Origin of the sequence: Ralstonia nicotianae, assembly GCF_018243235.1 — a bacterium.
Lineage (GTDB): Bacteria > Pseudomonadota > Gammaproteobacteria > Burkholderiales > Burkholderiaceae > Ralstonia > Ralstonia nicotianae.
This window is the reverse complement of record NZ_CP046674.1, coordinates 1914942-1928470: the sequence shown is the minus strand read 5'-3', so window position 1 is coordinate 1928470 and position 13529 is coordinate 1914942. Positions and strand designations below refer to the sequence as shown.

Genomic DNA, 13529 nt, shown 5'->3' with positions numbered 1-13529 from the left:
CCGGGCTGTCGAACCCCCGCTCTGCCCGCCGCGAGGGCGCATCAGGCGCCTCCGCGCTTTTCATTCCGGACACCATCATGCTTGAACTCCCGCAATTCAAGGCGGCCGCCGTGCAGGCAGCGCCGGTCTTTCTCGACACCGATGCCACCGTCGACAAAGTGTGCAGGCTGATCCAGGAAGCCGCCGAGAACGGCGCGCGCCTGGTGGCCTTTCCCGAAGTGTTCGTGGCCGGCTACCCCTACTGGAGCTGGATCATGAATCCGGTCGAGGGCAGCCCGTGGTTCGAAAAGCTCGCGCGCTCGGCCATCGAGCTGCCCGGCCCGGAGATCGCCAAGATCGCCCAGGCCGCCGCGCGCCACCGGATCAACGTGGTGATCGGGGTCAACGAGCGCAGCCGCTACGGCATCGGCACGCTCTACAACACGATCGTCACCATCGCGGACGACGGCCGCATCCTCGGCCGCCACCGCAAGCTGGTGCCGACCTGGGCCGAAAAGCTGACCTGGGCCCCCGGCGACGCCTCCGCCTTGCGCGTGCACGACACCAGCATCGGCCCGCTGGGCGCGCTGGCCTGCGGCGAGAACACCAACACGCTGGCCCGCTTCGCGCTGCTCGCGCAGGGCGAGCTGGTGCACGTGGCCAGCTACATCTCGCTGCCGGTGGCGCCGCCCGACTACGACATGGCCGAAGCCATCAAGGTCCGTGCGGCGGCCCACTGCTTCGAGGGCAAGGTCTTCACCGTGGTGTCCTGCTCGACCGTCTCCGAGGAGATCATCGAGGCCATGGCCGCCACCCATCCGCAATCGCGCGCGCTCCTGGCGCGGCGCAACAGTGCCTTCTCGGGCATCCTCGGGCCGGACGGCCGCGTCATCGGCCAGCCGCTGATCGACCAGGAGGGCATCGTCTACGCCGACATCGACCTCTCGCGCTGCATCCAGCCGCGCCAGATGCACGACATCACCGGCCACTACAACCGTTTCGACATCTTCGACCTGCGCGTCAACCGCAAGCCGCTGCGGGCCGCGCAGTTCGACGACGCCATCGACCCGGACAGCGGCGCCATCGCCGCTGAATCCGCCCCCGACTCGAACCTGGAGAATCTCTCGTGAGTACCGCTCGCGCCTACCGCATCGGCCAGATCGTGCCGTCCTCGAACACCACCATGGAGACCGAAATTCCGGCCATCCTGCGTGCCCGCGAATTGACGCAGCCGGAGCGCTTCACGTTCCACTCCAGCCGCATGCGCATGAAGCACGTCACCAAGGAAGAGCTGGCGGCGATGGACGCCGACAGCGACCGCTGCGCGCTCGAGCTCTCCGACGCGCGCGTCGACGTGCTGGGCTACGCCTGCCTGGTGGCGATCATGAGCATGGGGCTCGGCTATCACCGCGTCTCGCAAGCGCGGCTGCACCAGCGCACGCAGGAGAACGGCGGCCCCGCCCCCGTGGTCACGAGCGCCGGCGCGCTGGTCGACGGCCTGAAGGCCATCGGCGCCCGCAAGGTGTCGCTGCTGGCGCCCTACATGAAGCCGCTGACGCAGCTGGTGATCGACTACATCGAGAACGAAGGCATCGAGGTCGTCGACAGCATCTCGCTGGAGATTCCCGACAACCTGGAGGTGGGCCGGCAAGACCCGCGCGCGCCCATCGAGATCACCAAGCGGCTCAAGACCACGGGCGTCGATGCCATCGTCGCCTCGGCGTGCGTGCAGATGCCATCGCTGCCGTCGGTGCAGGCCATCGAGGATCGCACCGGCCTGCCCGTGCTGTCTTCGTCCGTGGCCACCACCTACCTGATGCTCAAGCGGCTGGGCCTGGACACCAAGGTGCCCGGCTTCGGCTCGTTGCTGTCGGGAGCGTACTGACCATGGCGCGGGGGGCGGATCGGCCCGCCTCCACCGGGGAGGGGCAGGTAGAATCGCCGCTGTTTCCAGCGGATGACGAGGCAGCGAAGGGCATGACCCGAACCAAGGCATTTGTCGACGATTACCTGCCGGCCCTCCTCGGCCGGGCCTGGCACCTGGTTTCGACCCAGTTCCACGCGGTGGTGGAGCAGCACGGGCTGTCGGTGCTGGAGTGGCGCGTGCTGTCGACCCTGGCAAGCAACGGCCCCATGAGCATCTCGGTGCTGGCCGAAAAGGCCGTGAGCAAGCAGCCGACCGTCACGCGGCTGCTGCTGCGCCTGGAGGCGCAAGGCCATGTGGAGCGCTCCACCAGCCGCGACGACCGCCGCTACACCCTGGTCCGGGTCACGCGCAACGGCCGGCGCCTGGTCTCCGGCCTGATCGCGCTGGCCGAAGAGCATGAGCGCGCGATCCTGGAGCCCATGAGCCAGCAGAAAATCGATACGCTCAAGGACATCCTGCACGAGCTCATCAGCCGGCACGCCCCCCAGGACTGAGCCCGGCCGCCTATCTCGGCCGGTACATCCTGAAGCGTCCCTGCGGCAAGACCTCGAAGTAGTCGGCGGGCCCGCCGGCGCGCAGAATCGGCTGGGCCGCGGCGGTGTCGTAGATGCCGTCCCGCAGCAGCGCGCGGTCGATGTGCACCGCGACGACTTCGCCGAAGACCATCCACGTATTCAGCGCCACCCCGTCGATGCCGGCCAGCTGCTGCACCTGCGTCACCTTGCACTCGAGCGAGACCGGGCTCTGCGCCACGCGCGGCGCGGCCACCTCGATGCAGCGCGCGGGCGTCAGGCCGGCCAGCGCGAACTCGTCGACACCCGGCGGCGCGTCGATGCTGGTCTGGTTGACCTGCTCCGCCAGCGGGCGCGTCGCGAGGTTGTAGACGAACTCGCCGGTCGCTTCGGCATTGCGCATGCTGTCCTTCTTGCCGACGCTCGAGAACGCGACCAGCGGCGGCTTGTAGTTGAAGATATTGAAGAAGCTGTACGGCGCCAGATTGAGCCGGCCCTCGGCATCGCGCGTGGAAATCCAGCCGATCGGCCGCGGCCCGAGAATCGCGGGAATGGGGTCATGCGGCAGGCCGTGACCGGCCTGTATCGGGTAGCTGAAAACGTCGTCAGTGCACATGTGCCAGGGATGCTGCGGGCTTGCGGAATCGCGTTGCCGCCAACTTACCGCAACCGGCGCGCGGGCAGGCGCGGTACGGCCGACAATCGGCCAGAACCGGCTAGGCAGGACAGAGATCGGATAGCGGATCGGCCTTGCGTGAGGCGAGCGCACCGCTGCGTTGCGCGGGCGTACCGTTGCGCAAGCGCTGCCGTGTCGGGGAACCGGCTCCCCCGCTCACGCAATGCAAGCGCCATCGCCTGGGCCGCATGGTCCGGCTCGGCTTGTCCATCGGCGGGCGTGTATCGGCCTCCCGCCGTCCCGCCCGCCGCACGTTGCGAAATCGTGGCGCTCGCGGTGTGTTGTATGAGCCAAAGCTGCAGGATCACGAACCCGATGCCACACTGGCCGATCCGTGCCATCACGGGCGTCGTCACCAATGCGGTGAGCGGCCCCGGGCTCGGCCGATGCTCACCCCCGATGCGGCCGAGAATAGCCGCTTCGCGTCACGGTGCGCGCTCGGTCCACCAGACCGAGAAGATGCGCATGGGCTCGGTACCGGTGTTATGCACGCTGTGCTCGGTGTTCGGGTCGAATGTCAGACAATCGCCGCTTCGCACGTCCGTCACCTCGCCGCGATAATGAAGCCTGCCCGAGCCGGCCGCGATCATCCAGATCTCGCGCTCGGGATGTTTCTCCGGGGGCGAAAACCCGCCGACGGCGACTTCAAAGCGCGACGCTTCGAACGTCGCGCCCGCGCGAAAACAACCGAAATCGATTTCATCGACACTCAGCCCCGTCTCCGAGACCTGCGTTGCCCGGAAAGCCAGGCGGATGGGCGAACGTGTCATGCGGCTTCCTCCAGTTCGGTCGCGGCTAGATAGCGAGGCAGGCCTTCGTGGCCGAGTTGGCTCCACAGGGTCGAGGCCAGCTCGGGCATGACCGGATAGGCCAGCATGCAAAAGCCGCGCACATACGCGGCGGCATGCGCCGGCTGCCATGGGAGTGCGAGCCATTGATCAATGCAGCGTGTCGCGGCACGCAGGCTGAAATGATCGACGTCGAAAGCCGCGTCCATGTCCGCGACAAGTCGCGCCAATGTGTCCGCATAGGGAACGGCTGCATCGCCGCCAATGCCGGATTCAACCGCGGCTTTCATCTGCGCCAGGCGGGGTTCGATCGCGCGCCGGAACGCGTCGAAGCCGTCGCGCGAGAAATCGCTCGGTCCGCTTTCCGGGCTGGTCTTGGCCAGGAAATAGCGCAGCACGTCCGAGGCCACGCCCAGCTCCCGTACCGCCTGGTCGGCCCAGATGCAGTGCTGGCGGCTCGTCGAGAACTTCCGGCCGTCGAGCGTGTAGAAGAAGTTCGTCAAGCAGCGGTCGAAGCCGCGGTAGCGCCTGCTGTGTTGCGCGAGCGTCTCCACGCCCACGCAGAAAGGCACCGTATTGTCGAATCCGAAGCTGGTGACGATCAGCGCGTCGGAGCACCGATCAAACGGATTGTGGTCGAGCGCGAGGATTTCACGCGCCGCCTCGCCGCACAGTACCGACAGCATGAACAGCGCCGTGTAGGAGAACACCACCGATGGTGCGGTTGCCAGCGTATTGGGCCAGATCTCGCCCCATTCGCCCGGGTTCGAGAGCCGCACCGCGCTGCCCGTTGCATGCATGAACCGTTCGGCGATGCGGCGGAAGTCGGCCGGCACCCGCGCTTCGAGCATCCGCCGCTGGAGCGCGGGGAGATCGGCGTCGACGAAAACACTGGCCCGCGCTTCCACCTCAACCGTGTCGTCCGCCGGTTCGGCGCGCGGGGCGATCAGGTCGCGGGGCGAGACCTCCATTCCGCACCCTTCGCAATGGTAGCCGCCCATTTCGACGCCGCAACACGGACACGTGCCGACGATCCGGCTGCCGACGAGCATCCGCCCGGTTCGGCGGCTGATGTGGACCGGCTCGTTGCGCGCGTGCAGCCGTCCCTGCGCATGCAGGTCGTCGAGCACTTCGCGCGTAATGCCGTTCAGGCGTGCCCGGTACGGCGATGCGAGCGGATCGATAAAAGCATCGTAGCGAATGTCGAGTGCCTGCAGGCAACGGTGAATCGCCCGATGGTTTTCGGCGCAGATCTGCTCGACGGGCTTGTTCTGTTCGTCGGCGCGGGGCAGCACATGGGTCTCATAAGGATCCGTCGCGGAGACCAGCGCGACCGTGTTGCCGTTGCGCCGCAGATGCCGCGCGAGCATGTCCATCTTGAGGAACGGGCCCGCGATGTGGCCAAGATGCAGCGGGCCATTCGGTGTCGGCATCACCGGAATGAGCACGTACGTTTTGCGAGCTTTCATCAAATCGCCTCGATGGTCTGATGTGAGGGGCTGGGTGTCGTGCCGGCGGTCGATGGTGATGTTTCCGCGCCGGCCCCGAACGTCTGGAATGCCACCCGCGACGGCAGGCGATACAGCTCATGCCCGGCAATCCGGTTGGCAATGTGCGCCGCCCGCCAAGCACCGAGGCCCAAATCGGGCGCACCGATGCCGTGCGTGTGCAGTTCGCCGTTCTGCATGAAGATCTGCCCGGGACCACGATGCTCGACCCGATAACCGGCGTCGATCTTCAGCCGTTTCATGTCGTCGTAATGGACACGGTCGCCCAGGCCATCGAGAAACGACGGCAACGTATACCGGTAGCCCGAGCCCGATATGATCGCGTCGACCACAATGGAAAACGTGTGGCCTGTCTGCAGGTGAGTGAACCGCGCATCGAGCCGCCCATTCGCGGTCGGCTCCACGTGGCGCAGTTCGCTCAAGGCGCGCAGGTGAACCGGCAGCGGGGCGTCACCGACACTGCGGTGGTACAGGCAGTCGTAGATCGCCGAGATCGTTTTGGAACTGATGCCCTTGTAGAACAGGCCCTGCTTCGGCACTACCCGATCCTTGACGCTCTGCGCAAGCCCGTGGAAGTAAGCGGTGTAGTCCGGCGTGAAATGCTCAAGCCCCAGCTTCGAGTATTCCATCGCCAGGAAACCCGGGGCCCGGGTGACCCAGTCCAGCTCGCATTGCGGCGCCTCGTCGTCGCACTGTCGATTGAGCAGGGCCTGGATGACTTCCGCGGCAGACTGACCGGAGCCCAGCACCAGCACACGCTGTTTGCCTGCGATATCGAAGTGTCGCGCGTAGTCGGCGGTGTGCATCACCTTTTCCGGGAAGCGCTGTGCGAGCGTATGCAGGCACGCCGGTAACCACGGTTGCGTGCCGGTGCCGAGCACAAGGTTGTGCGCGTAGTGGATGCTTTCGCTGTTGCCTGCGCGCGCCGTCACGCGATAGCAACCGTCCACCACGTCGACACGCGTGACCTCGCTACCGAACCGCAGGCTGGGCAATTGACCGCTGACCCACTGGCAATAGTGGTCATACTCCCGCCGAGGGATATGAAAGTTCTCGAAGAAAAGGAACTTGTAAAGGCGGTCGTGGGCCTGCAGATAGTTCAGAAAGCTGAAGCGGCTCGTTGGCGCGACCAGGCTGACCAGATCGGCAAGAAACGGCACCTGCAGCGTTGTCCCCTCGAGCAGCATGCCGGGATGCCAGCTGAAATACGGCTTGCGTTCGAGAAATACGGTGCGGTCGTATCCGGCTTCGGCGAGCAACGCAGCCAGGCTCAGGTTGAACGGGCCAATCCCGATGCCGACCACATCGAGAATCTCGCCGGCTGGGGTTGTGCAAGCAGTCGGCTTCATCGCAGCGGCTCCAGGCTGGGTTCAGCGGCAAGGCGTGTTAGAGACAGCATGAGTACAGTGGTATGTGACATGTCGGTCGCCGGATTCAACAAGGTCATTTGAAGTGGGTGCCGCCGCCGCGACGCAAAACGGCGAGGTTGACGCGGCCCTGATTGAACAGGTGATATGCCGCCGACGGGTGAAGCGCGTGGCGGATGCCGGCGCCCGGGTGCGGTGCCCGGAGTCTGAAGCAGACGCCGGCGGGTACACGCCAGGGGCGCCGGGAATTCAGGTTGATATTGACGGGCCATTCCTGGAGCAGCCGGTATTCCACGCGGCGATGCCGCACCGGCCCACTACGCAATCGTGAGGTTGTAGGTGTAGAAGCGCTCGTCGCGCTTCCAGCCAAGCATTTCGTAAAGCGCCTGTGCGTTGACATTCTGTTTGCCCGTCGTCAGATCAATGCGGGCCTTGCCATCGACCTTCGCTTGGTACGCCGCAGCCTGCAATAACTGCTTCGCGATGCCTTGGCGCCGGACGGTGGGCGACACAAACAGGTCATATAAAACGTAGATCGGTGCAGCAGCCACCGAACAGAACGTCGGATACAACTGGCAAAAACCGACCAGCGCATTGTTGCCGGCGTCCGCCACGAATATCAGCGATTCATCGCCTTCTATTCTTTCGCGAATAAACCGCTCGGCAAGCTTGATGTCTGAGTCCTGCTCGTAGAACACCCGATAATCATTAAACAATCGAATGATTTCGCCAAGATCGCGCGGTTCGTAGTGTCTGATGGTCATGGGTTGTTATCCCGCCGGCAACCAACTGGTGCCCCACTCCAGGGCGACGAGTCATGCGGCAGGCGATCGCCTTCAGAAATTGATTTAAAAATGGTGTCGCCATCACATTGATGATGAATGTTGATGGTGCTTCATGATTTGATAAACGCATTGCTAAAGGCAGTTATGCTATCCGCCATGATGAAACATAACACCTGAAAATTTCTTGATTCTGACATTCGGAATAAAAAACTGGTGGCGCAACGTTGGCGACTGTCACGCTTCCAATATTTGCAGAAGCCAGTCGAGGTGGAAATCAAGCGGCCCGACGCCGAACGGCTCAGCCTCGAACGATGCAAGATCTGCTGGGGTGGGCGTACCGGGGTCCGGCAGACCAGGCTCGAAAGCAACGTGAGAACCGAAGCTGACCGATGCCGGCGATGTGTGAGCCTGCATGATGGGTCCCGGTTCGGCCCGAAGACGATCTGGCGTGAACTGGGCTCGCGTGCCCAAGTGGAGATTTGCCGGCACGCTTGCCGCCGAATCGGCCCGTATGTGCGAACGAGCGGTACGTTTCCTGCGTTGGAGCCATGCCAGTTGATCGGGCCATGGCTCGAAGGGTTGGCCCGCATTGTTGGGGCTGCGCCGTATCGACCGCGGTGCGATGGCCGTCTCGGCAGGCCGCTTGCGATGTGGTGAGCAAGCCGATTGCCCTGCCATACCGGGAGACCCGAGCGTGCGCTCAAGTGACTGGGCGAACCCTTGCAGGGAATCAGGCGAAGGCGCGGCAGCGCCGGTTGCCGGCCTGAAGCCCAGCCGGCCAAGCAGGCGCTGCCAGCGCTCGGTGGCGTCGGGGATCGTGCCGCCGAGCGCCTCGATTTCGGTGACCCCAACACTGCTGAGCAACCTCAACAGTGCCGGTCTGGTGGTCTGGAACGCTGCCAGTGCGTCGACAAAGGCCTGTCTGGGCTGCTGATGTGCACGGAAGAAATGCAGGACCGCCACGAGTTCCTGCGGGGTTGGGCCAAGAGAGGCTGGTGGCGGCCCGGCTACAGGGGCTTTCTCGCGCTGTATCCGCCGGATCGCCTTCACCGGCAACCCCTGCCTGACGGCCTCCACGGCTGATCGGCCGCCGATGCACGCGATCGCCGCCACCCGCTCGGGACTCAGGCTGTGGGGGGCTTGGCGCAATGTAGGCATGTGCGCCTCGATTGCCTCCAGCGCCTGCTGGCCACTGATGCAGGCAATGGCCACCACTTGCGCGGTGCTCAGCGCATAGGGCACCCCGCGCAATACCGGCAATTTCGCCCAGACCGCTTCCAGCGCCGGTTTACCGCCATCATGGCTGGCGATGGCCACCACCTGCGCGGTATTCAGATCGTAGGGTGTGGCGCGCAACACCGGTAGCAGCGCCCAGACCGCCTCCAGCGCCTGTTTGCCGCCATTACTGCTCGCGATGGCCACCACCTGCGCGGTACTGAGTCCGTAAGGCGCGGCTCGCAGACCCCGAAACAGTGCCCGGACGGCCTCCAGCGCCTGTTTGCCGCCATGGTTGCTGGCGATGGCTACCACTTGCTCGGTGCTCAACGCATAGGGCGCCGCCCGCAGCTCCCGAAACAGTGCCCGGACTGCCTCCAGCGCTTGTTTGCCGCCAGGGTTGCTGGCGATGGCCACCAGTTGCGCGGTACTCAGCGCATAAGGCGCCGCGCGCAGATCCGGAAACAGTGCCCGGACCGCCTCCAGCGCCTGTTTGCCGCCATGGCTGCTGGCGATGGCGACCACCTGCTCGGTGCTCAGCGCATAAGGCGCTGCGCGCAGCGCCACCAACTGCGCCCCGACCGCTTCCAACGCTTGTTTGCCGCCATCATGGCTGGCGATGGCCACCACCTGCTCGGTGCTCAGCGCATAAGGCGCCGCGCGCAGCGCCACCAACTGCGTACCGACCGCTTCCAGTGCTTGTTTGCCGCCATCATGGCTGGCGATGGCGACCACCTGGGCGGTACTCAACGCATAGGGTGCTCCGCGCAGTTCCAGCAGTTGCGCCTTGACCGCCTCCAGTGCCTGCTTGCCACCCTTGTTGCTGGCGATGGCCACCACCTGCTCGGTACTCAGCGCATAAGGCGCCGCGCGCAGCGCCACCAACTGCGCACCGACCGCTTCCAACGCTTGTTTGCCGCCATCATGGCTGGCGATGGCGACCACCTGCTCGGTACTCAGCCCATAGGGTGCAGTCCGCAGTTTCAGCAGCTGTTCGCCAATCCACTCCAGCGCCTGTTTGCCGCCACCGTTACTGGCGATGGCGACCACCTGGGCGGTACTCAACGCATAGGGTGCTCCGCGCAGTTCCAGCAGTTGTGTCTTGACCGCCTCCAGCGCCTGTTTGCCGCCATTGTGGCTGGCAATGGCCACGACTTGTTCGGTACTCAACGCATAGGGTGCTCCGCGCAGATCCAGCAGGTGCGCCTTGACCGCTTCCAGTGCCAGCTTGCCGCCATTGTGGCTGGCGATGGCCACGACCTGCTCGGTACTCAACGCATAGGGTGCTCCGCGCAGATCCAGCAGGTCCGCCTTGACCGCCTCCAGTGCCTGTTTGCCGCCATTGTGGCTGGCAATGGCCACGACTTGCTCGGTACTCAACGCATAGGGTGCTCCGCGCAAATCCAGCAGGTCCGCCTTGACCGCCTCCAGTGCCTGCTTGCCGCCATTGTGGCTGGCAATGGCCACGACTTGCTCGGTGTCGAGCACATAGGGTGCTCCGAGCAGATCCAGCAGGTGCGCCTTGACTGCCTCCAGCGCCTGTTTGCCGCCTTTGTTGCTGGCGATCGCCACCACCTGCTCGGTGCTCAGTCTATAGGGGGCCGCGCGCAGCACGGGCAATTGCACACAAACCGCCTCCAACGCCCGCTTGCCGCCAGTGTTGCTGGCAATGGCCACCACCTGCTGCGGTGTGAGATGCAGCGGTGCTCGCGTGAGCTTCCGGCGCAGCCGATAAAGGGCCTGGATGGCCGGCCGCTCGCCGTACTGCGCAACGGTCGCGATTTGCGAGGCGCTCAATCTCAGGGGGGCCGCTGTCAGTGCGGTCGCCACGGGTAGCAGCGCTTGCAGCGCCAAGTCGCCCGATCGCTGCCGAGCGATGTCCACGATGTGGGCCCTGGTCAGCTCAGGGAGCGCCGCAGCCAACTCCGGGTAGTTCCTGGCGACCACCCGGAGCGACTGCCGTCTGCGGCTGATCCGGCAGATGTCGGCGTGCGCGAACCCTTGTCCTGTCAAGGTGGTGTGATACTTCGCAATTTCGCTCAGGCTCTCCTGCTTGAGCTTCCGGATCTGCTCACGGGAATAGCCGAGTGCGACCAGTTTCCCGAACACGTCACGGCCGATGCGGGATGACGAGGGGCGGCTAAGAAAAGTCGGGGCCGGCCAAGCATCACCGCCTGTCCGAGCCCTGCGGGCTCGCGCCGAGCGCGGTGCTCGCGGTGGGCTGGCAAACGCTTGAGGGCAGGCCGAGGCGATCACCGGCGATGATGCAGACGCTTCGTCAAATACCGTGTTGCCGCGCCGCGCATCAGTGGGCGGCTCGGAGGGCAACGGTACGGCTGGCTGCCAGGTAGCGTCGGACAGCGCCTCCAGTTCGCGAGTCATCGCATCCAGCACGGGCGTGGGCGGAAGGCTCGGAAAAGGATCGGTGATGGCTGCCGAGCTGCCGGCAGAGAAGCGCGGGCTCGATACGACAGGAAGGCTGACCGGCATAGGGGGTTCCGGAACGAGGGACGGTGCAGGCGGTGCGGATGCAGGTGCCACAGGGAGCGAGCGGCGCGGCGCCGGAGACCGAGCCCCGGTTCTCGGCGTGTCCTCCGCGTAGCCGACCGCGAGCCGGCGAGGCAGATGCGCGAGCCCGCCGCCGCCGGCGGCGCGAGGCCGGCGACGGGTATCTCGAGGCCGTGTCGGTGGAGACACGTGTTCATATTCAAGAGACACGGACTCGTTCAACCAACCGCTTGATTTGCCTATTCTCATTGCATCCTGATTCCTAAGGATGGTGCTCAGAACGCGTTCCGTCGCACCGAGCCATCGGCGCAAAGCCGATCAGGCGCAAACGATGCGAAGTCTGGAGCGAATGCAGCGCCGTGTGCAGCATGAAAGAGCCGATTGCCCCGTCTGCTCGGGCGGTTTTGCACCTCATACGCTCGTCCAGAAATATCGGCTTGCGTGTGCGCCGGATGCTCCGGTTCTGGCCAAGGCCGCTTTGGTGCAGAGACTCATCCTGGTGCGCAAACCTTTCCCCAACTGCCCGCGCTTACGGTTCAACCTGCGTGACAGGTTCTGAGCCCGAGCTGTTCCCTGAGCGACTGTTGGAAACACGAAGCCCATTGCCAATGCCATCCCTGTGATGGACCGCGTGCCTTTTATAGGAATCTGGCCGTACAAAGGTTTCCTGCCAAGCGAAAAAAGGCTGCCAAATACGTATCGCCCTGATCGATTTGAGCGGCGCGCGCGTTGCGTCTGGCGGGCCGCCATCAATATCGACGTGACCTTAACCTGTTGTCTCTTCGTGCGCGCATCGGCACCTGCCCGAAATCGCAAGCCGGTATCCTGCGCCCAGCCTTGGCCGAGCAGCGGAAACAATGATCGGAATCGCTCGAAAATCCTTGTGGGGAAAGGCTTTGCGGGGAAAGCGCAGGATTTTGCACGGAGTACGTTTACCCCTTGCGCGCAGTCCAGGTCCATCGCAGCCTGGCATTGCCCCGGTTCCTGCGTGGCAGTTCGCGACATCCCGAGATGAACCTTGAAGCGAAGGTGGACGTCTTTATTGATAATGATTATCATTATCAAATCAATCAAGCATCGGTCCGGCGCCGGAAAACCGCTCCAGGCCGAATGCCCGCCCGAAACCGGCGCGCACGGCAAAACACCCGCCGTCTGCCGGGGCGGTCGAAACCGATTCGCTTCAATACGTCGCGGTGGGCCGCCACTGACCGACCGTTTTACCCCCGTTGGAATGTCGTGATCCGGACGCACGCAGGCTGGGCGTCCGTGCCATTTCGCCAAGCGAGTTTCGTGATGAATTGCCCGCGATCCCATTTCCGCCTGTTTCACCAGACGCTGCGGCAGACCAGCACCGGTGCCGGCGTCAAGCTCAACGACATCGATTGCACGCCGCAGGAAAATCAGCTGGTCGTGGCGGAATCGCTGCCCGGCCTCACGCTGTGCGTGCTGCTGGAGGCCAGCGGCCATTCGATCCTGGCCGACCGCACCTGCATCCCGTTCACCTCGGACCAGGTGTTGCTGTCGTTTTCACCGACCGCCAGCGTGTCGGAAAATTATCTGCCCAGCCAGCAGAAACTGCGCGCGATCGACGCCCATTTCACAGCGGAGGCGCTGGGCAAATTCGAGATGGCGGAGATCCGCCAGGTTTTCACCCGGATTGCCGCCGCGGCCAGCATCCGGCCGGCGGGACCGGACAGCTACCTCTATCAGCTTTGCGCGTCGCCGGCGATCCGCGCGATTGCCGAACAGATTTTCCGGTGCCGCGCGCTCGCGGGTGTCCAGCAACTGTTTATGCACAGCAAGGCATTCGAATTGCTGTCATTGACGGTGGAAACATTGCTGACCTCGCTCGAAGGCGGCAAACCGCAGACCATGCAGCGGCGCGATTACCGCAAGCTCGACCGCGCGCGCGAGCTGATGCTGGCCCGGCTCCACCACAACTGGTCGCTGGCCGAGCTGGCGCAGGCGGTCAACCTGAACGAGCGCAAGCTCAAGGAAGGCTTCAGGATGCTGTACGGCAATTCGGTGCACGCTTATCTGCAGGAAAAGCGCATGCAGGCTGCCGCGCATCTGCTGGCGCAGACCGAATTGAGCATCACCGAGGTGGTGCTGCAGACGGGCTACGCCAATCCCAGCCATTTCTCCAAGTTGTTCCGGCGCTATTTCGGCATGTCGCCACGGGAATACGCCCGGCAGAACCTCTAGCCGCCGGCCGGGGCGGCACGAGGCTTCGGACCCGCTCGCCGGGGCCCGTGGCGCGCCGC

The 13529-nt window shown here is 64.6% G+C and carries 11 protein-coding genes; 4 read left to right on the top strand and 7 right to left on the bottom strand.

Annotated features, from left to right (window positions below):
* The first annotated feature begins 77 nt into the window (after positions 1–77).
* The 3 genes from GO999_RS08755 (at position 78) to GO999_RS08745 (ending at position 2400) form a co-directional block, all read left to right on the top strand.
* Positions 78–1109: a carbon-nitrogen hydrolase family protein gene (locus GO999_RS08755; protein WP_011001761.1), complete on the top strand. Its 1032-nt coding sequence runs from the start codon at positions 78–80 to the stop codon at positions 1107–1109.
* 53 nt (positions 1110–1162) lie between these two features.
* Positions 1163–1864 (top strand): maleate cis-trans isomerase family protein, encoded by a 702-nt coding sequence (locus GO999_RS08750; protein WP_043876743.1) that lies wholly within the window; start codon positions 1163–1165, stop codon positions 1862–1864.
* A 92-nt stretch (positions 1865–1956) separates the two neighbouring features.
* Positions 1957–2400, top strand: coding sequence for a MarR family winged helix-turn-helix transcriptional regulator (locus GO999_RS08745; RefSeq protein ID WP_011001759.1), 444 nt, complete (start codon positions 1957–1959; stop codon positions 2398–2400).
* 10 nt (positions 2401–2410) lie between these two features.
* On the opposite strand, the gene GO999_RS08740 is transcribed toward GO999_RS08745, so the two are convergent.
* The 7 genes from GO999_RS08740 to GO999_RS08710 all read right to left on the bottom strand — a co-directional run bounded on the left by GO999_RS08740 (position 2411) and on the right by GO999_RS08710 (position 11247).
* On the bottom strand, positions 2411–3034 hold the full coding sequence (locus GO999_RS08740; RefSeq protein WP_211906136.1) for a flavin reductase family protein: 624 nt from the start codon (positions 3032–3034) through the stop codon (positions 2411–2413).
* 485 nt (positions 3035–3519) lie between these two features.
* On the bottom strand, positions 3520–3864 hold the full coding sequence (locus GO999_RS08735; protein WP_016723091.1) for a cupin domain-containing protein: 345 nt from the start codon (positions 3862–3864) through the stop codon (positions 3520–3522).
* A complete protein-coding gene (locus GO999_RS08730; RefSeq protein WP_211906135.1) occupies positions 3861–5351 on the bottom strand; it encodes a methionine--tRNA ligase in 1491 nt (496 codons plus the stop codon). Before GO999_RS08730 ends, GO999_RS08735 begins: the two co-directional genes overlap by 4 nt.
* Entirely contained in the window at positions 5351–6739 is a 1389-nt protein-coding gene (locus GO999_RS08725; protein WP_019718805.1) for a lysine N(6)-hydroxylase/L-ornithine N(5)-oxygenase family protein, read from the bottom strand. The genes GO999_RS08730 and GO999_RS08725 overlap by 1 nt, the downstream gene beginning before the upstream one ends.
* Positions 6740–6833: 94 nt before the next feature.
* Entirely contained in the window at positions 6834–7052 is a 219-nt protein-coding gene (locus GO999_RS08720) for a hypothetical protein (RefSeq protein WP_211906134.1), read from the bottom strand.
* A gap of 22 nt (positions 7053–7074) precedes the next feature.
* Entirely contained in the window at positions 7075–7521 is a 447-nt protein-coding gene (locus tag GO999_RS08715; RefSeq protein ID WP_011001754.1) for a GNAT family N-acetyltransferase, read from the bottom strand.
* 255 nt (positions 7522–7776) lie between these two features.
* Complete coding sequence (locus GO999_RS08710; protein ID WP_249215011.1) at positions 7777–11247, bottom strand: TAL effector repeat-containing protein; 3471 nt, start codon at positions 11245–11247, stop codon at positions 7777–7779.
* Positions 11248–12276: 1029 nt separating this feature from the next.
* Here GO999_RS08710 and GO999_RS08705 point away from each other — a divergent pair.
* Positions 12277–13470 (top strand): helix-turn-helix domain-containing protein, encoded by a 1194-nt coding sequence (locus GO999_RS08705; protein ID WP_223259811.1) that lies wholly within the window; start codon positions 12277–12279, stop codon positions 13468–13470.
* Positions 13471–13529 lie beyond the last annotated feature (59 nt).